General features: G+C 73.8%; 18 protein-coding genes and 1 riboswitch. Of the genes, 6 read left to right on the top strand and 12 right to left on the bottom strand.

Features of this window, described 5'->3' with window-relative positions; translation table 11 throughout:
* Positions 1 to 25 precede the first annotated feature (25 nt).
* Entirely contained in the window at positions 26 to 754 is a 729-nt protein-coding gene (locus AB0368_RS00175) for an ATP-binding protein (RefSeq protein WP_366151532.1), read from the top strand.
* Between the two features lie 7 nt (positions 755 to 761).
* Here the strand turns inward: AB0368_RS00175 and AB0368_RS00170 are convergent, their stop codons facing one another.
* Together AB0368_RS00170 and AB0368_RS00165 are read right to left on the bottom strand one after the other, a co-directional pair.
* Positions 762 to 1,883 carry a SigB/SigF/SigG family RNA polymerase sigma factor gene (locus AB0368_RS00170; protein WP_366151531.1) on the bottom strand — a complete coding sequence of 374 codons (1,122 nt, stop codon included), beginning with the start codon at positions 1,881 to 1,883 and terminating at the stop codon, positions 762 to 764.
* A 284-nt stretch (positions 1,884 to 2,167) separates the two neighbouring features.
* On the bottom strand, positions 2,168 to 2,587 hold the full coding sequence (locus AB0368_RS00165) for a hypothetical protein (protein WP_366151530.1): 420 nt from the start codon (positions 2,585 to 2,587) through the stop codon (positions 2,168 to 2,170).
* A 2,454-nt stretch (positions 2,588 to 5,041) separates the two neighbouring features.
* Here AB0368_RS00165 and AB0368_RS00160 point away from each other — a divergent pair.
* Complete coding sequence (locus AB0368_RS00160) at positions 5,042 to 5,293, top strand: CDGSH iron-sulfur domain-containing protein (RefSeq protein ID WP_366151529.1); 252 nt, start codon at positions 5,042 to 5,044, stop codon at positions 5,291 to 5,293.
* A 37-nt stretch (positions 5,294 to 5,330) separates the two neighbouring features.
* Here the strand turns inward: AB0368_RS00160 and AB0368_RS00155 are convergent, their stop codons facing one another.
* Positions 5,331 to 6,284 carry an iron-containing redox enzyme family protein gene (locus tag AB0368_RS00155; RefSeq protein ID WP_366151528.1) on the bottom strand — a complete coding sequence of 318 codons (954 nt, stop codon included), beginning with the start codon at positions 6,282 to 6,284 and terminating at the stop codon, positions 5,331 to 5,333.
* A 165-nt stretch (positions 6,285 to 6,449) separates the two neighbouring features.
* Here AB0368_RS00155 and AB0368_RS00150 point away from each other — a divergent pair, with 165 nt between their 5' ends.
* Positions 6,450 to 6,989, top strand: a complete 540-nt coding sequence (locus tag AB0368_RS00150; RefSeq protein ID WP_366151527.1) for a hypothetical protein — start codon at positions 6,450 to 6,452, stop codon at positions 6,987 to 6,989.
* A gap of 6 nt (positions 6,990 to 6,995) precedes the next feature.
* On the opposite strand, the gene AB0368_RS00145 is transcribed toward AB0368_RS00150, so the two are convergent.
* Positions 6,996 to 8,258 (bottom strand): SGNH/GDSL hydrolase family protein, encoded by a 1,263-nt coding sequence (locus tag AB0368_RS00145; RefSeq protein ID WP_366151526.1) that lies wholly within the window; start codon positions 8,256 to 8,258, stop codon positions 6,996 to 6,998.
* Positions 8,259 to 8,414: 156 nt separating this feature from the next.
* On the opposite strand from AB0368_RS00145, the gene AB0368_RS00140 reads away from it, so the two are divergent.
* Positions 8,415 to 9,890 carry a glutamate--cysteine ligase gene (locus AB0368_RS00140; protein WP_366151525.1) on the top strand — a complete coding sequence of 492 codons (1,476 nt, stop codon included), beginning with the start codon at positions 8,415 to 8,417 and terminating at the stop codon, positions 9,888 to 9,890.
* A gap of 19 nt (positions 9,891 to 9,909) precedes the next feature.
* Positions 9,910 to 10,473 carry a GNAT family N-acetyltransferase gene (locus tag AB0368_RS00135; protein ID WP_366151524.1) on the top strand — a complete coding sequence of 188 codons (564 nt, stop codon included), beginning with the start codon at positions 9,910 to 9,912 and terminating at the stop codon, positions 10,471 to 10,473.
* Here the strand turns inward: AB0368_RS00135 and AB0368_RS00130 are convergent.
* The 7 genes from AB0368_RS00130 to AB0368_RS00100 all read right to left on the bottom strand — a co-directional run bounded on the left by AB0368_RS00130 (position 10,470) and on the right by AB0368_RS00100 (position 17,419).
* Positions 10,470 to 10,835, bottom strand: coding sequence for a cobalamin biosynthesis protein (locus AB0368_RS00130; RefSeq protein ID WP_366151523.1), 366 nt, complete (start codon positions 10,833 to 10,835; stop codon positions 10,470 to 10,472). The genes AB0368_RS00135 and AB0368_RS00130 overlap by 4 nt on opposite strands.
* Complete coding sequence (locus tag AB0368_RS00125) at positions 10,832 to 12,202, bottom strand: cobyrinate a,c-diamide synthase (protein ID WP_366151522.1); 1,371 nt, start codon at positions 12,200 to 12,202, stop codon at positions 10,832 to 10,834. The genes AB0368_RS00130 and AB0368_RS00125 overlap by 4 nt, the downstream gene beginning before the upstream one ends.
* Entirely contained in the window at positions 12,196 to 12,798 is a 603-nt protein-coding gene (gene cobO, locus AB0368_RS00120; protein WP_366151521.1) for a cob(I)yrinic acid a,c-diamide adenosyltransferase, read from the bottom strand. Before cobO ends, AB0368_RS00125 begins: the two co-directional genes overlap by 7 nt.
* On the bottom strand, positions 12,798 to 14,768 hold the full coding sequence (locus tag AB0368_RS00115; RefSeq protein ID WP_366151520.1) for a VWA domain-containing protein: 1,971 nt from the start codon (positions 14,766 to 14,768) through the stop codon (positions 12,798 to 12,800). The genes cobO and AB0368_RS00115 overlap by 1 nt, the downstream gene beginning before the upstream one ends.
* 54 nt (positions 14,769 to 14,822) lie before the next feature.
* A riboswitch (cobalamin riboswitch) is annotated at positions 14,823 to 14,900 on the bottom strand.
* Positions 14,901 to 14,969: 69 nt separating this feature from the next.
* Positions 14,970 to 16,541, bottom strand: coding sequence for a gluconokinase (locus tag AB0368_RS00110; protein ID WP_366151519.1), 1,572 nt, complete (start codon positions 16,539 to 16,541; stop codon positions 14,970 to 14,972).
* 48 nt (positions 16,542 to 16,589) lie between these two features.
* Positions 16,590 to 17,117 carry an SRPBCC family protein gene (locus AB0368_RS00105; protein ID WP_366151518.1) on the bottom strand — a complete coding sequence of 176 codons (528 nt, stop codon included), beginning with the start codon at positions 17,115 to 17,117 and terminating at the stop codon, positions 16,590 to 16,592.
* Positions 17,114 to 17,419 carry a metalloregulator ArsR/SmtB family transcription factor gene (locus AB0368_RS00100; RefSeq protein ID WP_366151517.1) on the bottom strand — a complete coding sequence of 102 codons (306 nt, stop codon included), beginning with the start codon at positions 17,417 to 17,419 and terminating at the stop codon, positions 17,114 to 17,116. Before AB0368_RS00100 ends, AB0368_RS00105 begins: the two co-directional genes overlap by 4 nt.
* 65 nt (positions 17,420 to 17,484) lie before the next feature.
* Between AB0368_RS00100 and AB0368_RS00095 the strand changes: the two genes are divergently transcribed.
* A complete protein-coding gene (locus tag AB0368_RS00095) occupies positions 17,485 to 18,771 on the top strand; it encodes a glycosyltransferase (RefSeq protein ID WP_366151516.1) in 1,287 nt (428 codons plus the stop codon).
* 6 nt (positions 18,772 to 18,777) lie between these two features.
* On the opposite strand, the gene AB0368_RS00090 is transcribed toward AB0368_RS00095, so the two are convergent.
* The gene (locus AB0368_RS00090) at positions 18,778 to 20,061 is read right to left on the bottom strand and encodes a citrate synthase (protein ID WP_366151515.1); all 1,284 of its coding nucleotides are present in this window, start codon (positions 20,059 to 20,061) and stop codon (positions 18,778 to 18,780) included.
* Between the last annotated feature and the right edge of the window lie 163 nt (positions 20,062 to 20,224).

The raw sequence follows: 20,224 nt of genomic DNA, 5'->3' as shown, positions 1-20,224 counted from the left end.
TTCACTGGGCATGGAGGGACCAGCGGTGAGCGTCGAGACACGGGTGACGGCGGACGGCGGACGGTTGCTCGTCGGCCTTTCCGGCCGGCTCGATCTGCTCGATGTGGCGCCGCTGCGCCACTCCTTGCTGAAATGCATCGCTGAGCACCCCGACGCATTGATGCTGGACCTCTCGGAGCTCTCCGTCGCGGAGCCGCTCGCCCTCTCGGTGTTCCCCTCGGTCGCCCGGCAGGCCGCACGCTGGCCCGCCATCCCGGTGGTGCTCTGCGCCCCTCGCCCGGAGACCCGGCAGGCCCTCGGGCTGGCGACCAACCGTCAGATGGCGCTCATCGACACCGTCGACATCGCCCGGAGCATGCTCGCCGACGACCGAACGGTGCTGCCGACCATCACCGACGACCTGCTGCCGATAAGAGGCGCCGCCCGGCAGGCGCGCAACGTGGCCACCGACGCGTGCCTGCGCTGGGAGCTGCCCCACCTCGTCGCTCCGGCCAGCCTGATCGCCAGCGAACTGGCCAGCAACGGCGTCGACCACGCGCACACCATGATGACGCTGCGGATGAGCATCCGAGGCCGCTACCTGCACATCGCGGTCCGCGACGGCGCCGTGAAGCCGCCGGAACTGCGCGCCACCACCACGCCCGCCGCCGCCGACGGACGCGGGCTGCTCCTGGTGGAGGCGACCGCGCACTCCTGGGGCTGGCTGCCCTGCGACGGCGGCAAGGTCGTCTGGGCGTCCCTGGCCGTCCGCTGAGCCGCGGTCAGCCCTGGCCCAGCAGATTCTGCAGGCCGGACACCGCGAGGATGCGGGCGACGTACGGCTGGGCACCGGTGAGAACGAGCCCGGACCCCGCCGCCGACGCGGTATCCACCAGCACGGCGACACCGGCGGCGTCGATCAGTGGCACGCCGGCCAGGTCGATCACCAGACGGTCACCGCCGGCCGTGGAGATCGCGTGCCGCAGCGAGGTACGCAGCCGCTCGGCCGTGTCCCGGTCGACCTCGCCGTGCACCCGTACGGTGAGCGCGCCGTTGCCGCGCTCCACATTGACCTGCATACCGTGGATGTCGGCGGGCCCGTTCGCACCCTCCCAGCGCGGCAGCGCGTCGCTGAGCATCGCCTCCCGCAGCCAGGCGAGCGACCGGCTCAGCAGCCGCGACACATGCATCTGGGAGATGCCGAGCTCGGCGGCGATCTCCGCCTGGGTGCGGTTGCCGTAGAACCGCATCGCCAGCATCCGCCGCTCGCGGGCGGGCAGGCGCAGCAGCAACCCGGCGACGGTCAGCTTGTCGTCGACCATCTCCAGATCGCTGTCATGACCGCCGAGCAGATCCCCGAACTCCACGGGGCCGTCCCCGCCGGCCGGCGCGTTCAGCGAGGAAGGCGAATAGCCGGCCGCGGACTCGAGCGCCTCCATCACCGCCGCCTCGCTCACCTTCAGGCGTTCGGCCAGCTCCAGCGGGGTGGGTGTGCGCGACAGCTCGGTGGTCAGCACCATCGAGGCGTGCCCGACCTCCAGGCTCAGATCCTGGATGCGCCGGGGCACATGAACCCCCCAGGTCCGGTCCCGGAAGTGCCGCTTGATCTCACCGGAGATCGTGATGACGGCGTACGCCGTGAAGGAACCGCGCTCGGGGTCGTACCGGTCGATGGCCTTGACCAGACCGAGCCGCGCGACCTGCTCGAGGTCCTCCAGGGACTCCCCCCGGCCACGATAGCGGCGGGCCATCCGGCCGGCGAAGGGCAGACAGGTACGGGTGAGAGCATCCCGCAGAACGGCGCGCTCCGCGCCCGAGGCACCGGCCATCCGCGTCGCGTAATCGATCGCGGCGGCGTCCAGATCCTCCAGAACACGCGTCTGCGTGTCGTCCTGCGCGGGCATGCTGATCCCCCTCGACCTGGCGCGGTCCCTCGGCGCCCCCACAGGTGGGCCGCCTCGGAGATTCCGATGCAGCGACCTCAGGCGAACGACCCCCGTGCCCGCCCGAGTCATCCGTCTTCCGCCGACGCTACTGCCCCGGACCCACCGGGCCAAAACACATCGACCAGAATCGTGACGCACAGTGTACGTCCCCCCACGGCGAGCGGCATGGCATGTCACACCGAGGCGCCTTCGTGTCGTACCGCAGGCCCCGCCGCGGGGTGTCGGGCGCGCTCAGCCGGACCTCATTGCTGGGGACGGGACGGAAGTCCGCTCGGCGTCTCCCCGTCGTTCTTCGGAGGGTCCCAGCCGGGAACGGTCCGCGGGGCGTCGCCGCCCGCAGCCGGACGCTGCGGCTGCCCGGTCGAGGCACCGGTCGGCTCGGCCGGCGCACCCTCGGCCGGACGGTTGAGCTGACCCATGTCCGGCGGCTCGAGCGGCGGCCGCTTCGCCCGCGGCGCCGGCTGCGAAGACGCCGACTCACCCTCGCCCAGACCAAGACCCGACGGCGCACCACCCTGCTGCCCCGAACCCGACGGCGCAGCCCCCTGCTGCCCGAGACCCGACGGCGTGGGTGCTTGCTGACCCAGACCCGAGGTGGCGGGACCGGCTTGCTGGGCTGCCGGTGGCCTCGTGGACTCCCCGTCGCCGACAGGGCGGTTCACCTGACCCATCTTGGGTGGCTCGAGCGGGGGCCGGGTGCGTGCCGCCGGCGTAGCCCGGAGAAACACGCTCTCGGCTGCCGACACGCTGGAGGTGGCCGGCGGCGACGGGGTTTCCGGCGCTGCAGGCGAAGCCGAGGCCGCCGGGGCGCCCGGAACCGCCGAAGCAGCCAGGCCGCCCGGAGCCGCCGGAGCCGCCGGAGCCGCCAGGCCACTCGGAGCAGGAGCCGTCAGGCCACTCGGGGCCGGCGCCGGCGGGGCCGGCGGGGCGCCCGTGGGCGGGGCCGCCGGGCCGGTCGGCGCCTGACCCGCTGGGGAAAGACCGGACGCTGATGGCGCCGGGGCAGCCTGCGAAAGACCCGAGGCGGCGCCGGTCTCCGCAGGATTCAGGGCCGCGGCAGCCTGTTGAAGACCGGACAGTGAGGCGGCAGCGGGCGCCGGCTGGCCAAGACCGGAAGCCGCAGCGGGCTGCGGGAGACCGGAACCCGTGGCGCCCCCCGAAAGACCCGGCGTCCCAGCGGCCTGCGAGAGTCCCGAGCCACCGGAAGCCTGCGAGAGGCCCGACGCTCCGCCGGCCTGCGCGAGGCCCGACGCCCCGCCGGCCTGCGCGAGGCCCGAGGCCGCGCCGGCCTGCGGGAGATCGGAAGCTGGGGCCGGCGTGGCCGCGGGCGGTGGTGTCAGGCCGGAGGCGTCCGGCGTGGCATCGGCCGGCTGAGCCTCTCCGGCGGGGGTAGGGCCGGGCGCCGCCGACGCGTCGAGGTCAGCGGGGTGGAACGGTTTGACCGGCGGCGCCTCACCCGGGTGGTAGGGCGAGACCAGCGGTTCCTGCGGCCGGGCCGTCGGGGTGAAGCGGGGTGCGTCGAGAGGCCGATTCTGCTGGATGAACAGCGGCGGGCCGAGCAGGAGCGGGTCGACGTCCGGGATCTGGCGGCGCCGCTCTTCCGGCTCCGGTGAAGGCGGGGCACCCGGCGGCTGCGCTCCGTTCCGCGGGGCCTCCGGCGCCTCGGAGACGTGCGGCCAGCTCGTCGGCGCCGGGGCTCCGAGGAGACCGGGCTGCTCGGTGAACGGCTGCGGTGCCGGAGCTTCCGGAAAGCCGGACTGCTCGACGGGGGGCTGGGGAGCCGGAGCCCCCAGGAGACCGGACTGCTCGACCGACGGCTGCGGAGCCGGAGCCCCCAGGAGACCGGACTGCTCGACCGACGGCTGCGGAGCCGGAGCCCCCGGGAAACCGGACCGCTCGACGGGGGGCTGCGGAGCGAGGGCGCCCGGGAAGGCGGACGGCTGTGGTGCCGGGCCCAGACCCGAGGGTGCGGCGGTTTCATCCGGCAGCTCCGGGGCCGGCGCCGAGAAGGACGGGCCGGAAGGTTCGTTGCGGGAGCGGTCGGATGGCGGCGGCGCGATCGGTTCGCGGGCGGCGTCGACCGGCGGCAGCCCCGGCGAGGCGGATTTGAGCGGCGGCGGAGTCAGTGAGCCTGGGCCATGTGGCGGGGTCGAGGTGGCGGGGCCGCCCGGCGAGCTCAGCGAACCAGGACCAGCCGGCGGAGTCAACGAGGCCAGGTCCGGCGCCGGAGTCGGCCTGGGCGGGGCAGGTGGCGGAGTCAGCGTGGGCGGGGCCGGCGGCGACGTCAGCGTGGGCTGGGGAGGCGGCGGAATCAGCGTGGGCGGGGCCGGCGGCGACGTCAGCGTGGGCTGGGGAGGCGGCGGAGTCAGCGTGGGCGGGGCCGGCGGCGATGTCAGCGTGGGTGGAGTGGGCGGCGGAGTCAGCGACGCGAGGTCGGCCGGCGGGTTGGGATCCGCGTACTTCGGCTCGGACAGCGGCGCCGGTGTGAGGGCGAAGGAAGGCGGCGGGGGGAAGGAAGGCGGCGGGGGGAAGGGTGCGTGGGGCGCGGGAGTGGAAGAGGACGGCCCCGCGGGAGAGGTGGGAGCCGAGAAGGACGGTCCCGCGACAGGGGTGGGAGCCGAGAAGGACGGGAGGGTGGGCTCGGGCGCCGAGGGGGCAGGCGGCGGAGTGGCTGCTGGTGGGAGGGCTACGGTGGCCTGCTGGGTCGCGGTCGTCGGGGGGCCGGCCGGGGAATTGCCCAGGCCGCCGCGGGCCGCCGCGATCAGGCCTGACGATTCGGCGAGGCCGGCGGCCTCGACCACTTCTGCTGCTGCGAGGCCCGCGGTGCAGGGCAGGGGTTCGCCGCAGGCCGGGCAGACCGTGATGCCGTCGTGCGGGCCGCGGCCGCCCGCGTGGGCCTGGACCATCTCCCAGGCCGTCCGGGCCAGGACGCTGTCCGGGTTGATGTAGTTCGTGCTGCTCACGGCCATACCGTCCCACCCCCGTAGCTCGCCTGTGACAGGCGTTCAGGGTCCAGTTCACCGTGAACCGGGCAGCTCTGGGCCGCTTTTGCCCAATCGGTAGACGGACGGGTGGGCGGGGGTTTGCCGGTGGGGGGCCAGGGGCATCGTCGCGCCATGGGTGTTGCGGCGGAGCGGGCTGATGAGCATGGGGCGGTCGTCGTTCCTTATGAGGACGGGCCGTTGCTGCTGCGGGGGGATTTCGTCCTGCGGACTCCGGACGGGCAGGTGATCGAGCCGGGTCGCAGCACGGTCGCGCTCTGCCGGTGCGGGAAGTCGGCCATCAAGCCTTTCTGCGACGGTACGCACAAAGCGATCGGCTTCCGTGCCGGCACCGGCCGCGACACCCCGGCCCCCCGCGCCGACTGAGCCGACGAGGACCGGGCAGCACCGACCACCGGCTGGGTCAGGTTCGCAGGGACGACTCCCCTGCCTCCCAGCGGGACAGTACGTACTCCGCCCAGCGGTCCTCCATCGTCAGCACGCAGCGGGCGCCGAACAGGACGTCCCCGGCCAGTTCCGGTTCCGCCTTGCAGAACGAGCCGCACATGTCGAACGCCGCGATCTGTTCGTGGACCGCGTCCGCCTCGACGTGCTCGTCGTAGAAGCGCGTGGCGTTCTCGTCGCCGCCGAGGCGGCGCAGGCCGTTGCCGTACGCGCGGTTGGGGCCGGTCGAGGTCATCTCGTACGCGGCCAGGTGCCCGAGCAGCGCCCCGCGCAGCCGCCGGTGCAGGCCGAACAGCGACATGAGGTTGTTGTTCGCCAGGGTCTGCCACGGCACCAGGTCCACGTACGCCCCGTACGTGGTGTCGAGGCCGAGCGCGGTCATCGTGTCCTTGAACATCTCCTGGTGCATGCGGCCGACCGCGCCCCCGCCGTACTCGTCGATCTGGACCTCGATGAGGGCGGCCTTGGCCTTGCCGCCGAGCCGGGGGATCGCGAAGGTGTGGGGGTCCGCCTCGCGCAGGTGGTAGACGGAGCGGTGGGTGGCGAATTCGCGGAACTGCTCGTAGGTGGCGCGGCCGCGGACGTAGCCGGACAGCGACGGGCCGCCGGTCTCGCGGGTCATGGCGATCAGCGTGTGGGGGACGTCGTCGGTGTCCTCGGGTACGGGCAGCCGCCGCAGTTCCGCCTCGAAGTCCCCCTCCAGCCGGCCGCGCAGCGCGAGCATGCCCGGATGCCATTCCCAGGTGTCGTCGACCCCGTCCCAGCCTCGGTAGTGCAGCTCGTAGAGGACGAAGAGGCTCAGATGCAGGTCGTCGTCCGAGTCCGGGACGCCGGCGGTGAACTCGTGCGGCGCCTGGGTGAGTGCCGTGATGACGGCGTCCGACACGGGGCCTCGGGGCGAGGGCAGCTTCATGCGCCACTTCCTGATCGAGAGGAACGGACCGGAGGGATTCCCGGTCCGCGGCGCTCCAAACGATCACGACAGGCGGGGGCGAGAGTTCGTGAGTCGCGAATTCACTCACTGTGGTCGAAACATCGCTCTCCGTACCATGAGGACATCCCCCAGGAGGTGATCCCCATGGATGACACCGAGCTGTACCGCGAGCGGATCCTCCGGCACGCCGGTCCGGTCATCACCGGGCGGTTTCTCGGCTTCCGCGCCTCGTACACCCGCGAGGTCCGGGTCGGGCAACCGCTGCTCATCGCCGTGTTCGTGACGGCGTCCATCGCCCAGACGCTCGGCTCGCTGCTGCTCGCGCTCGTGCGCCGCGGCGGTGGCGGCACGCGGCGCAAGTTCAAGGACCTCAAGAAGGGCCCCGAGTATCTCGTCACGCCGGTGCGGCTGCGCGACGACCTCGGGCAGACGTACGAGGTCGAGATGCACGGCCAGCTCCCCCAGTCGGCGCTGCACCGCGGCGACCTCGTCCAGGTGCGGACCGTCGCCCAGAAGGACCCGGACCTGCCGGTGAAGCTGCACCAGATCCTCAACCTGGAGACGCTGCAGCCGTACACGCCGCGGATCCCGACGCTGTGGTCCCACCTCGGGCCGGGGTTGCTGATCCAGGCCGTGCTGGGCCTGGCCGTGGCCGCCGCCGTCACGACGGCCTGGATCAGCTGACGGGGGTCAGAGCCGCGACAGCGGGACCACCGCGGCCATCGCCCGGTCCCCGGCGTCGTTCGGGTGCAGGTGGTCCCCGCTGTCGTACGCCGGCAGCAGCCGCTGCGGATCCGCCGGGTCGCGGGTCGCGGCGTCGAAGTCGGCGAGGCCGTCCAGGGTCCCGTCGCCGCCGGCACGGATCCACGCGTTGACGGCGACCCGGGTACGTTCGAGCTCGGGCGTCCAGGAGCCCCAGCCCTTCCACGCCATGATGGTGGCGCCGACGACCCGCAGCCCCCGCGCGTGCGACTGGGCGGAGATCTGCGCCAGCCCGGCGATGATCTGCTCCGGGTCGTCCTGGTGCGGGGTCTGCTGGATGTCGTTGATGCCCTCGAAGACGATGACCGTCCGCGCCCCGGCCCGCTCCAGCACGTCCCAGTCCAGCCGGGTCAGCGCGCTGGGGCCGAAGGTGCTGTAGATGGTGTAGTCCGGCGCGTTGCTGTCCAGCAGGATCCGGTTGCCGCTGATCCCGGAGTTGGCGACGCCGTAGTCGGGCACCGGGCTGCCAGCGAGCCGGGCGGCGAGGTAGTCGGTCCACCGCCGGTTGGCACCCCAGGTCGAGGTGACGCCGTCGGTGATGGAGTCGCCCAGGGCGACCACCGTGCCGGGGCCGCCGGAGACGTCGACGCCGTTGACGTAGTGCCAGACCCGCGTCGTCTCACCGAATGCGGTGGCGCTCTCCTCGCCCGCGTGGTCGGCCGGCCCGCGGCTGAAGAAGGAGTCCTGCATCGCGGCGGGGTGGTACGTCACGGTGCCGGACGGCTGCGGTGTCCACGTACTGACGAGCACGTCCCGGTCGGCGGCCACCGGCAGGTCGACGGGGTCGCTGAGCACCTCGGCCCGGGCCGGGACGGTGATCGACGTACGCCCATGGAACCGCACGTCGCGCAGCGTCCCCGGCCGCGCGGAGCCGTCGCTGGGGTCGATGGTGCCGTCGCGGCGGCCGCCGGTGTGCGCGGAGACGGCGACCGTGACGTGCCCCATCAGCACCGGCTGCGTGCCGAACCGGTTCGACAGGTGGATCCGTACGCTGCTGCCGCCGGTCGTGGTGTGGACGACGTTGCGGATGGTGAAGCCCGCGTACCCCTGTTCCACGCCGGAGACCGCGGCGGCCGGCGCGGTGGCCCATGCCGTGGTCCAGCCGGACTCGCGCTCCCGCGCGTCGGCCGGGCCTGCCAGCCCCGCGACCAGCAGAATGGACGCCGCGAGGATCCGGGAAAGTCTGCGCATCGTTGCCTCCCCACCGGGTACAAGACAACGATCAGTCTCGATGTCTTGCGGGCGTCTGTAAAGCGATTGCGAAGGCTGGGAAAAGGGCACGTGCAGGGTGCGCCGGGAGGCGGACTGGCAGATCATAGGGATGGGCTCGCGGAAGGGCGGTGCGCGGTGGGCGAAGAGGTCGAGCGTCGGGAGTTCAGCCGCGAGGACCGGACGAGGTACCGGCAGAAGATCCGCCGCAGCCTCGACGTGTTCGCCTCGATGCTGCGCGAGTCGCGCTTCGAGTTCGAACGGCCGCTGACCGGCATGGAGATCGAGCTCAACCTCGTCGACGGCAACGCCGACCCGGCGATGCGCAACGCCGAGGTGCTGGCCGCGCTCGAGGACCCGGACTTCCAGACCGAGCTGGGCCAGTTCAACGTCGAGATCAATGTGGCGCCGCGGCGGCTGGCCGGCGACGAGAACGCCGACCTGGAACGCGAGCTGCGGGCCAGCCTCAACAACGCCGAGGAGCACGCCCGGCGTACCGGGGCGCACATGGTGATGATCGGCATCCTGCCGACGCTGCGCAAGGAACACCTGACCGCGGACGCGCTCTCGGCCAACCCGCGCTACGCGCTGCTCAACGAGCAGATCTTCGCGGCCCGCGGCGAGGACCTCGACATCCGCATCGACGGCATCGACCGGCTCGCCGTCACCACCGACACCATCGCGCCCGAGGCCGCCTGCACCAGCACCCAGTTCCACCTGCAGGTCAGTCCCGCGCAGTTCGCCGCGTACTGGAACGCCGCGCAGGTGATCGCGGGCGTACAGGTGGCCCTCGGCGCCAACTCACCGCTGCTGTTCGGCCGGGAGCTGTGGCGGGAGACCCGCATCCCGCTGTTCGAGCAGGCGACCGACACCCGCTCGGAGGAGATCCGGGCCCAGGGCGTACGCCCGCGCGTATGGTTCGGCGAGCGCTGGATCACCTCGGTCTTCGACCTGTTCGAGGAGAACGTGCGCTACTTCCCCGCGCTGCTGCCGATCTGCGACGGGGAGGACCCGGAGCAGATCCTGGAGAGCGGCGACATCCCGCAGCTGAGCGAGCTGCGGCTGCACAACGGCACCGTCTACCGCTGGAACCGCCCGATCTACGCGGTGGTGCGGGACCGCCCGCATCTGCGGGTGGAGAACAGGGTGCTGCCCGCCGGCCCGACCGTCGTGGACACCGTCGCCAACGGCGCCTTCTACTACGGGCTCGTCCGCATGCTGGCCGAGGCCGAGCGTCCGGTCTGGACGCAGATGTCGTTCAGCGCCGCGGAGGAGAATTTCCACTCGTGCGCCCGGCACGGCCTCGCCGCGTCGGTCTTCTGGCCGGGGCTCGGCTACGTACCGGTCTCGGAGCTCGTGCTGCGCCGGCTGCTGCCGCTCGCCCATGAAGGCCTGGAGGCATGGGGCGTGTCGGGCAAGGAACGCGAACGGCTGCTCGGCATCATCGAGCAGCGCTGCCTGACCGGCCGCAACGGCGCGACGTGGCAGGTGGAGACCCTGCACGCCCTCGAGGGCGACGGCATGGACCGGCAGGACGCGCTGCACGAGATGCTGCGCCGCTATCTGCCGCCGATGCACGAGAACGTGCCGGTGCACGAATGGCCGCTGTCCTGAGCCCGCGACAATGGGCGGCATGCCTCAGCTCGTCGACTCCGTTCTCGCCCCCGGCAGCCTCGCCCGCCTGACCCAGCCCACCCTCGACGCCGGCGACTTCGTGCTCCGCCCCTGGGCGGCCGCCGATGCCGACGCGGTTGCTCAGGCGCACACGGACCCGGCCATCCAGCACTGGCACGCGCGGTCGATGACCCGCGACGAGGCGGACGCGTGGGTGGCGCGGTGGCCGCAGCGGTGGCAGGCGGAGACCGGCGCCGGCTGGGCGATCGCCGGCGACGGGCTGCTCGGGCAGATCAGCCTGCGCCGCATCGACCTCGCCGAGGGCGACGGCGAGATCTCGTACTGGGTGCTGCCCTCCGCGCGGGGCCGGCGGGTCGCGTCGCGGGCGCTCGAGGCGATGACCCGGTGGGCGTTCGCGGAACTCGGGCTGCACCGCATCGAGGTGCGCCACTCGACCCGCAACGAGCCGTCCTGCAAGGTCGCCGAGCGGGCCGGGTACGCGTACGAGGGCACGCTGCGCAGCCAGGCCCTGCACGCCGACGGCTGGCACGACATGCACCTGCACGCCCGGATCGCCGGCTAGCGGCAGGCGACGGCGACCGCGACGCCGCGGAGGATCGTCTTCGGGACCAGCAACTGCGCACCCGGCCCGGCCGCGGCCAGGGCGGCGGCCTCGGCGACGCTGGGCACGCCCGCCATCGCCGCGACCCGGGCGGACGGATGCGGCGCCACGACGACCGCGAGCCGCTCCGGCGCGAAGACCACGAGGGCCCATCCGCGACGGCGGGCGAACGGCTCGAGCACCGGCGCCCGGCGGTCCAGGGTCGCCACCGCGGTCACGTCCGCGGGGGTCAGGCCGGCGAGGGTCAGCGCACCGTCGGCGGCGGCGTCCAGTTCGGGCGGCCACACGGTGGCGCGGGCCCCGATGCCGAGGACGACCGTCACGCGGCGGCGGCCACGTTCGCGGCGGCCGTCACCACCCGGTGCGCGATCGCCTCGTCGGCGGCCCAGTGCAGGTGCAGATAGGAGGCGTGCAGGGCGGGTGCGGCGAAGCCCTCGGGGTCGGCGCCCCGCCACGCCCAGGCCGCTCCCCCGGCCGGCTCCAGCAGCAGCCCGGAACGCGGGTGGACGGTGGTGCGGTGGAACTCGTGCCCGGTGATGCGCGCGCCCGCCGGCAGCAGCGGGCTGCCGGTCAGGGCCACCGCGTCGCGGTAGCCCAGCGTCAGGGACGGGGTCATCGCCGCGTCCGCGTCCAGGACACCGCACATCGGGGCGCCGTCCAGGGTGCGGCAGAGCCAGAGCAGGCCGGCGCACTCCGCGACGATCGGCAGGCCCGCCGACGCCGACGCGGCCACCGCCCGGCGCAGCGGCTCGTTCGCGGACAGCTCGCCCGCGTACACCTCGGGGAAGCCGCCGCCGACGATCAGGGCCCGGGTTCCCTCCGGCAGGGTCTCGTCGCGCAGCGGGTCGACCACCACCACCTCCGCGCCCGCGCCGGTGAGCAGCTCGGCCGTCTCCGCGTACGCGAAGGTGAAGGCCGGCCCGCCGGCGAGCGCGACCACCGGACGGCCCGGCACCGGTTCCTTCGCGACGGGGGTCCACGGCTTCGCGGACAGCGGCGGAGCGGACCGGGCGAGGGCCAGCACCGCGTCGAGGTCCACCGAGGACTCCACCAGGGCGGCCAGCGCCGCGACCGACGCCAGCGCCTCGGCCCGGCGCTCGGCAGCCGGCACCAGGCCGAGATGCCGGGACGGTGCCTCGACGGCGGAGGCGCGGCGCATCGCACCGAGCACCGGCGTGCCGACCTCCTCGCACGCCTCCCGCAGCAGCGCCTCGTGCCGGTCCGTGCCGACCTGGTTGAGGATCACCCCGCCCAGCCGCACGGTGCCGAAGCTGCGGAAACCGTGCACCAGCGCGGCGACCGACCGGCCCTGCGCGGCGGCGTTGACGACCAGCACGACCGGCGCGTCGAGCAGCCCGGCCACGTGCGCCGTCGAGCCGGTGTCCCCGGCACCCGTCCGGCCGTCGTAGAGCCCCATGACCCCCTCGACCACGGCGAGGTCGGTGCCCGCCGAGCCGTGCGCGAACAGCGGCCCGATCCGGTCCTCGCCCACCATGACCGGGTCCAGATTGCGTCCCGGACGCCCCGCGGCGAGCGCGTGGTAGCCCGGATCGATGTAGTCCGGACCCACCTTGAAGGGCGAGACCGACAAACCTCTTTTCGCGTACGCCGCCAGCAGCCCCGTCGCGACCGTCGTCTTGCCGTGCCCGGAGGCCGGGGCGCCGATGACGATCCGCGGGACGCTCACCACTCGATGCCCCGCTGGCCCTTGCGGCCCGCGTCCATCGGATGCTTGACCTTCGTCATCTCGGTGACGAGGTCGGCGGCGTCGAGCAGGTCGGGATGCGCGTCGCGGCCGGTGATGACGACGTGCTGGATGCCGGGGCGCTCGCGCAGCGTCGTCACCACGTCGTCGACGTCGACCCAGCCCCACTTCATCGGGTACGTGAACTCGTCGAGCACGTAGAACGTGTGCGTCTCGGCCGCGAGGTCGCGCTTGATCTGAGCCCAGCCCTCGGCGGCCTCGGCCGCGTGGTCGCGCTCGGTGCCGGCGCGCTGGATCCACGACCAGCCCTCGCCCATCTTGTGCCAGGCGACCGGCGCGCCGCCGGGAACCTGGCCGAGGGCCTTGAGCGCGGACTCCTCGCCGACCCGCCACTTCTCGCTCTTGACGAACTGGAAGACGCCGACCGGCCAGCCGGCGTTCCACGCCCGCAGGGCCATGCCGAACGCGGCGGTCGACTTGCCCTTGCCGTGCCCGGTGTGCACGGCGAGCACGGCCTGGCGGCGGCGCTGGCGGGTGGTGAGCCCGTCGTCCGGAACGGTGGTGACCTGGCCCTGCGGCATCAGGCGGCCCTCCTCAGGGATCCGTCGGCGGCGAGCGCCTCGAGGGGCATGACATCGGCGTCGAGGGCGGCCGCGAGCCGCCGGGCGAGGCCGAGCCGGACCGGGCCCGACTCGCAGTCGACGACGACCGTGGCGACACCGGCCAGCGCCGGGGCCATCAGCACCGGGTCGGGACCGCTGGTCGCGCGCCCGTCGGTGACCACGATCAGCAGCGGCCGGCGGCGCGGGTCGCGGCGGCGCTCGGTGGCGATCGTCGCGGCGGCCTGACGCAGCCCTGCCGCGAGCGGGGTACGCCCCCCGGTCCGCAGACTCGCCAGGCGCAGCACGCCGACCTCGTGGCTGGAGGTGGGCGGCAGCACCTGCTCGGCGGACGACCCGCGGAACGTGATCATGCCGACCCGGTCGCGCCGCTGGTACGCGTCGCGCAGCAGCGACAGCACCGCGGTCTTGACCACGGTCATCCGCTTGCGCGCCGCCATGGATCCCGAGGCGTCGACCACGAACAGCACCAGGTTGGCCTCCCGGCCGACGTGCACGGACTCGCGCAGGTCCCTTGGCTCGACGCGGGTCTCGCCACGGTGCAGGGCCGCCCGCAGCGTGGCCGGCAGGTGCGGGGCGCCGCTCAGCTTGCCGCGCGGGACGCGGGATCCGACGACTCGTCCGCGGCGCGCGAACGCCGGCGAGCGACGGCCGGCGTGCCCACCCTCACCCCGTGCCGCGATCCGCAGCGTCCGCGGCCGGTACGCGGCTCCGGCCGGCGCCGCACCGCCCTGTGCCGGCGTCTGGCGCGGCTGCTCGTCGCCACTATCGGGAGCGGGTGCGTCTCCCGGCCCGGCTTCGGGCCCGGCGGGACCGCTGTCATCGGGTCCACCCCCGCCCGCATCCGGCGGGGGCGGCGGGTCGTCGGGGCCGTCCCCGCCCGGGTCCAGCGGGGGCGGCGGGTCGTCGTCGGGCTCGTCCCCGCCGGCCTCGTCCAGGGCCTGCTCGAGACGCTGCTCGTCGGTGCCGGGCGGGTCGAGCGGATCCTTGCGGCGCCGGTGCGGCAGGGCGAGGCGGGCGGCGTCGCGCACGTCCCCGGCCGTGACCCGGTCCCGGCCGTGCCAGGCGGCCAGGGCAACCGCGCAGCGGGCCACCACGATGTCGGCGCGCATGCCGTCCACCCCGTACGCCAGGCAGACCCGCGCGATGCGGTCCAGTTCCGCGTCGGGCAGGTGCACCGACGGCACGGCGGCCCGGGCCGTCACGATCCGTGCGGCGAGCGCGATCTCGTCGGCGGCGAAGCGGGCCGCGAAGCTGTCGGGGCCGGCCTCGTACGCCAACCGCCGCCGCACGACCTCGGCCCGCTGCCCGGCGTCGCGGGGCGCGGCCACGGTGACGACGAGCCCGAATCGGTCGACCAGCTGTGGGCGGGGCTCGCCCTCCTCGGGGTTCATGGTGCCGACCAGCAGGAACCGGGCGGCGTGCTTGACCGAGACCCCGTCGCGCTCCACGTGCGCGCGGCCCATCGCCGCGGCGTCCAGCAACAGGTCCACGAGGTGGTCGGGGAGCAGGTTGACCTCGTCGACGTACAGCGCGCCCCGGTGCGCGGTGGCGAGCAGGCCCGGCTCGTACGCCTTGACGCCGTCGGCCAGGGCCCGCTGGATGTCGAGGGTGCCGACGACGCGGTCCTCGGTGGCGCCGACCGGCAGCTCGACCAGCGTGGCGGGCCGGTGGCCGTGCGGGGCGCCCGCCTCGTGCGGCCCGTCGGGGCAGCCGGGGTCGGGCGCGGCCGGGTCGCACGCGAAGCGGCACCCGCGCACGACGGCGACCTCGGGCAGCAAGGCGGCCAGCGCCCGCACGACGGTGCTCTTGGCGGTGCCCTTCTCCCCTCGGACGAGCACCCCGCCGACGGCTGGCGAGACGGCCGTGAGCAGCAGGGCGAGGCGCAGATCGTCGAGGCCGACGACGGCGGAGAACGGGTACGGCGTCACGCCAGTCCTTTCCGCGGGTGTCCACGCCCGCGTGTGGGAGGGAGCGAGCGGCCGGAGTCTCCTGACTCCCGGGCGGCCTGCGGTCACCCGGTCACAGTGGCGGGACCGTCCCGGACTCGCACCGGGTTCCTCCGCTACCGCTCGCGGGTCACTCTGTCGCACCGCCACCCGCCCCGTCAACGCGGGTCGTCGTTACCATCCTCACGCCCGGGAGTCGATCGCCTTCTCCGTACCCGGCAGCGGCGAGGGTGCCAGCTTGTCCAGCTCCATGAGCACGTCGGTGACGGCGAGCGCGGACCTCTCGACCAGCGGCCGCAGCCGCTTGTAGAGCGCCGCATCCTGCGGGTCGGGCCGGGTGTGGGTGGTGATGTCGACCAGCGCCGCGGCCCGGTCCAGGTCGGGCAGGTCACCGATCGCGTGCAGGCCCAGCAGGCAGGCGCCCAGGGCGGTGCCCTCCGGCGTGTCCGCGATGGCCACCGGCAGGTCCAGGGCCGCCGCGAGCACGCCGACCCACAGCTCGGAGGCGACCGCCCCGCCGGTGGCGCGTACCTCCGTCATCGGGATGCCCTCGGTGGCGAACGTGTCGCGCACCAGCGCCAGCTGCTGGCAGACGCCCTCGACCGCGGCGCGCACCAGGTGCGGGCGGCCGTGCTCGCGGCGCAGTCCGAGGTAGGCCCCGCGCATCCCGCCCCGCCACCACGGCGCCCGCTCCCCCAGCAGATACGGCAGGCAGAGCAGCCCGTCGCTGCCCGCGGGTGCCGTCGCGGCCTCCACCAGCAGCGCGGCGTCGCGGACGTCGGCGTCCTCGCCCTCGGCCGCCGGCCGGTCGAAACCCTCGGCCATGGTCTCGCCCGCCCAGCGGACCACCGAGCCGGCGTTGTTGACCGCGCCGCCGAGCACCCAGCGGTCCTCGGTCAGCGCGTAGCAGAACAGCCGGCCGGCGCGATCCGCGGTGGGGGCGCCGACCACCGTACGCAGCGCCCCGCTGGTGCCCAGCGAGACCGCCGCGACCCCGGCCGGGGTGGCGCCGACGCCCAGGTTCGCCAGCGGCCCGTCCGCGGCGCCGATGATCAGCGGCGTGCCGGCGGGCAGCCCCGCCGCGGTGGCCACGTCGGCGTGCAGCTTGAGCGCGGTGGTGGTCGGCACCACCTCCGCGAGCCGGCCGGCGTCGATGCCGGCGATGTCGAGCGCCTCCGGGTCCCAGCGGCGCTCGTGGATGTCGTACAGGCCGGTGCCGGAGGCGACCGAGAGGTCGACGAGGAACCCCTCGCGGGCCAGGCCGCTGAGCACGACCTCCTTGACCCCGCCCCAGCGCGGGGTGTCGCGCAGCTTGGCCGGTTCCTCGGCACGCCACCACGCCAGCTTGGCCAGTGGGGCCATCGGGTGCACGGGGGTGCCGGTGCGCGCCTGCAACGCCTTGGCGCGCCCGGACTCGCCGATCGCCTCGCTCTGCTGGGACGACCGGTTGTCCGCCCAGGTGATCAGCGGCCCGGTCGGGTTGCCGTCGGCGTCCATCGGCACGAGGCCGTGCAGGAACGCGCTGAGGCTCACCGCCAGCACCCGGTCCCCGCGCTCGCGGCACGCCTTCGCCACGGCGATCAGCGCCTGCACGGCGGCGTCGCGCAGCCGGACCGGATCCAGCTCGGCGCGGCCGGGGCCCGGCACCGAGAGCGGGTAGTGCACGCTGGTCACCGCGCGCACCTCGCCGTCCATCCCGGCGGCGACGGCCTTGGTCGCGGTGGTTCCGGTGTCGATCCCGATGACGACGTCCATGAGCCCTCCCGTTCGCCTGACGGCAGACATGCCCGATGGGCGCGCCGCTCAAGCGTGGGTGCGGAACTGCTTATCGTACGCGGCGCGCAACTCGTCCCAGCCGTACGCCATCGCGTCGCGGCCCCGGATCACGCCAACCGGATCGCCGTCGAGCAGGCGGGCGAGCACCGCGGCGCACAGGTGCCATCCCGCCGCGAACATGGGCGCCCCGTCGCGGTCGGCGAAGAGATGGCGCAGCGTCAGCCGGGTGCCGTCCGCGGTGCGCTCGAGTTCCCAGCGCAGCAGGTCCTCGCCCCACGTGTACTCCAGCAGGACGGGAGCCTCGGCCCGCAGCACGGTGGCCGGGCTCTCCGTCCGATTCGGACCGTCGACCATCGTCAGGGTGACGTCGCCGGGCCGGGAGAGGTCGTGCGCGGCGGCGAACGGCGCCCACCGGTCGAGGCGCTCGGGGTCGGTGAGCGCGGCCCAGACCTGTTCCGGCGGGTGCCGCAGGTCGCGGACGAACACGAGGGCCCAGCGGCCGTCGTCGGGCACGACGCCGGCGCCACGGGCCGGTCCGGGATCGAACCTGTTCATGATTCCTCCAGGTGACGTTCAAGAGCGTCGAGATGCCGGTTCCAGAGCCTCCTGTACGGCGCGAGCCAGGACTCCAGCTCGCGAAACGGCTCCGGCTCGAGCCGGTAGATCCGCTGCTGGGCGGCCGTGCGACTGGTGACGAACCCGGCCTCGCGCAGCACCTTGAGATGTTTCGACACGGCGGGCTGGCTGATGCCCAGCGCGCCGACGAGGTCACCGACGCTGCGCTCCGCCAGGCGCAGCTCGTCGAGGATGCGGCGGCGGGTGGGCTCGGCCAGCACGGAGATGGCGTCGACGGGCACCCGCCAACTATTCCACTTCAGTTATATAACCGTCAAGGCATGGAGTCGGATGCGACGATGGCCGGGTGCGGGTCCTGATCGTGACCTCCGGGTCGACCGGCGACGTCGCGCCGTACACCGGCCTCGGCGATCGCCTGCGAGCCGCCGGGCACGAGGTCACCCTCGCCACCCACGAGCCGTTCCGCGGCCAGGTCGCGCTGCCGTTCGAGCCGATCCCCGGCGACCTGCGGCGCATCCTGCCGCAGGCCCGCGGCCAGGACGGCAGCGGCTCGGGCACCGGCCCGCGGGCGCTGGCGCGGCTGGTGCGCATCGCCCGTCCGCTGATCGCCGGGATGGGCGACGGCATCGCCGCGGCGGTACGCCGGACCGGCGCCGAAGCCGTCCTGCTGTCCACAATGGTCGCGCCCCTGGGCTACCAGGTCGCGGAGGCCACCGGCATCCCCTGGGCCGGGGTGTTCCTGCAACCCGTGTTCCCGACCGGCGACTTCGGACCGGTGCTGGTGGGCGGGCGCTCCGCCGGGCGCACCGCCAACCGGCTGCTGGGCCGGATCACCGGGGCCGCCGCCCGGCCGCTCTACCACCGCCCGGTCCACGAGCTGCGCGCCGCGCTCGGCCTGCCCCGCCGCCGTATCGGTCACCTGCACCACGAGCAGCTGCACCGGTGGCCGACCTTCCACGGCTTCAGCACCGCGGTCGTGCCGCGCCCCACGGACTGGCCGCCTTCCCAGGAGGTCGTCGGCTACTGGTGGCCGGCCCGGGAGCCCGGCTGGACGCCGCCGGCCGAGGTGGAGGTCTTCCTGGCCGCCGGGCCGCCGCCGGTATTCGTGGGCTTCGGCAGCATGGCGCCCGGGCACGGCGAGCGCCTGGCGACGCCCGTGCTCGCCGCCGTCCGCGCGGCCGGGGTCCGCGCTGTCGTCCAGGCGGGTTGGTCGGGGTTGCGGGCGGCCGGCGACCATCCCGGCGTGCTCAGCGTCGGCCCCCTGCCGCACGACTGGCTCTTCCCGCGGATGGCGGCCGTCGTGCACCACGCGGGTGCGGGCACCACGGCGGCCGGGCTGCGGGCGGGAGTGCCGGCGGTGGCCGTACCCGTGCTGGCCGATCAGCCGTTCTGGGCCCGCCGGCTGCACCACCTCGGGGTGAGCCCGCCGCCGATCCCGCTCTCCCGGCTCACCGCGGACCGGCTCACGGCGGCGCTGACCGCCGCGACGTCGGACCCGCGGCACCGGGACCGGGCGAGGACCGTGGCCGCGCGGCTGGCCGGCGAGGACGGCGCCGCCCGGATCATCTCCTGGCTGGCCTCGCTGCAAACGCAGCCGGCCGCCCCGGAAGACCGGGACGGCCGGCGAGCGTGACGGAACTCAGCGCTCGGTGATGGGCACGAACTGACGCTCGGCCTCGCCCGTGTAGAGCTGGCGCGGGCGGCCGATCTTCGTGGTCGGGTCGGCCATCATCTCGCCCCACTGCGCGATCCAGCCGGGGAGCCGGCCGAGCGCGAACAGCACCGTGAACATCTTCGTCGGGAAGCCCATGGCCTTGTAGATCAGGCCCGTGTAGAAGTCCACGTTGGGGTAGAGCTTGCGGGAGACGAAGTAGTCGTCGGCGAGGGCGATCTCCTCGAGCTGGAACGCGAGGTCCAGCAGCGGGTCCGGCTTGTCCATCGTGGACAGCACGTCCTGAGCCGCCTTCTTCACGATCGCGGCGCGCGGGTCGTAGTTCTTGTAGACCCGGTGGCCGAAGCCCATCAGCTTGACGCCCTTCTCCTTCGCCTTGACGCGGCGCACGAAGGACTGGACGTCGCCGCCGTCGGCGCGGATCTGCTCGAGCATCTCGAGCACCGCCGAGTTGGCACCGCCGTGCAGCGGGCCGGACAGCGCGTTGATGCCCGCGGCGACCGAGGCGAAGAGGTTGGCCTGCGCCGACCCGACCAGGCGCACCGTGGAGGTGGAGCAGTTCTGCTCGTGGTCGGCGTGCAGGACGAAGAGCATGTCCAGCGCCTTGGCGACCTTCGGGTCGACCTCGTACGTCACCGTCGGCAGGCCGAAGGTCATGCGCAGGAAGTTGTCGACGTAGTCGAGCGAGTTGTCCGGGTACGGCAGCGGGTGGCCGATCGACTTCTTGTACGCGTACGCCGCGATGGTCGGCAGCTTCGCCATCAGCCGGATCGCGGAGATCTCGACCTGCTCCGGGTCGGTCGGGTCCAGCGCGTCCTGGTAGAAGGTCGACAGCGCGGTCACCGCGGAGGACAGCACCGCCATCGGGTGGGCGTCGCGCGGGAAGCCGGAGAAGAACGTGCGCATCTCCTCCTGCAGCAGCGTGTGCACCCGGATCTTGTCCCCGAACTCGGCGAGCTGCGCCGACGTCGGCAGGGCGTCGTGGATCAGCAGGTAGGAGACCTCCAGGAAGGAGGCCTTGCCCGCGAGCTGCTCGATCGGAAAGCCCCGGTAACGCAGGATGCCGGCGTCACCGTCGATGTAGGTGATCGCCGAGGCGCACGAGGCCGTGTTCACGAACCCCTGGTCGAGCGTGACGTAGCCGGTCTCCTTGAGGAGGGCGCTGATCTCGATCCCGCCCGGGCCCTCGACCGCCGGGCGCACCGGCAAGGACAACTGGCCACCGGGGTGGTCGAGCTTGACATCCGTCATGTATTTCCCTCACTTCACCGGCAGATGTCGCCAATAACCTGCCGTTCACCGTAAACCCTCAAGCTGAACGGGTCATCAGGCGGTCGACCGCTGAGGGATTGATCACGACCGCGATCGCGGTTGAACCATAGATAATGGTCGGTGGACCGTGTCGTCGCGGTGC

This window comes from Actinoplanes sp. NPDC051475 (assembly GCF_040689425.1).
In the GTDB taxonomy this organism is placed as follows: Bacteria; Actinomycetota; Actinomycetes; order Mycobacteriales; family Micromonosporaceae; genus Actinoplanes.
This window is presented reverse-complemented; position numbering and strand designations above follow the sequence as displayed.

Coding starts and splice junctions, on each gene's coding strand:
- AB0368_RS00170 (WP_366151531.1), bottom strand. CDS start 1,883: ATGCCCGCGCAGGACGACACGCAGACGCGTGTTCTGGAGGATCTGGAC.
- AB0368_RS00155 (WP_366151528.1), bottom strand. CDS start 6,284: ATGAAGCTGCCCTCGCCCCGAGGCCCCGTGTCGGACGCCGTCATCACG.
- AB0368_RS00090 (WP_366151515.1), bottom strand. CDS start 20,061: ATGACGGATGTCAAGCTCGACCACCCCGGTGGCCAGTTGTCCTTGCCG.
- AB0368_RS00105 (WP_366151518.1), bottom strand. CDS start 17,117: ATGAACAGGTTCGATCCCGGACCGGCCCGTGGCGCCGGCGTCGTGCCC.
- AB0368_RS00135 (WP_366151524.1), top strand. CDS start 9,910: ATGCCTCAGCTCGTCGACTCCGTTCTCGCCCCCGGCAGCCTCGCCCGC.
- AB0368_RS00110 (WP_366151519.1), bottom strand. CDS start 16,541: ATGGACGTCGTCATCGGGATCGACACCGGAACCACCGCGACCAAGGCC.
- AB0368_RS00160 (WP_366151529.1), top strand. CDS start 5,042: ATGGGTGTTGCGGCGGAGCGGGCTGATGAGCATGGGGCGGTCGTCGTT.
- AB0368_RS00145 (WP_366151526.1), bottom strand. CDS start 8,258: ATGCGCAGACTTTCCCGGATCCTCGCGGCGTCCATTCTGCTGGTCGCG.
- AB0368_RS00150 (WP_366151527.1), top strand. CDS start 6,450: ATGGATGACACCGAGCTGTACCGCGAGCGGATCCTCCGGCACGCCGGT.
- cobO (WP_366151521.1), bottom strand. CDS start 12,798: ATGCCGCAGGGCCAGGTCACCACCGTTCCGGACGACGGGCTCACCACC.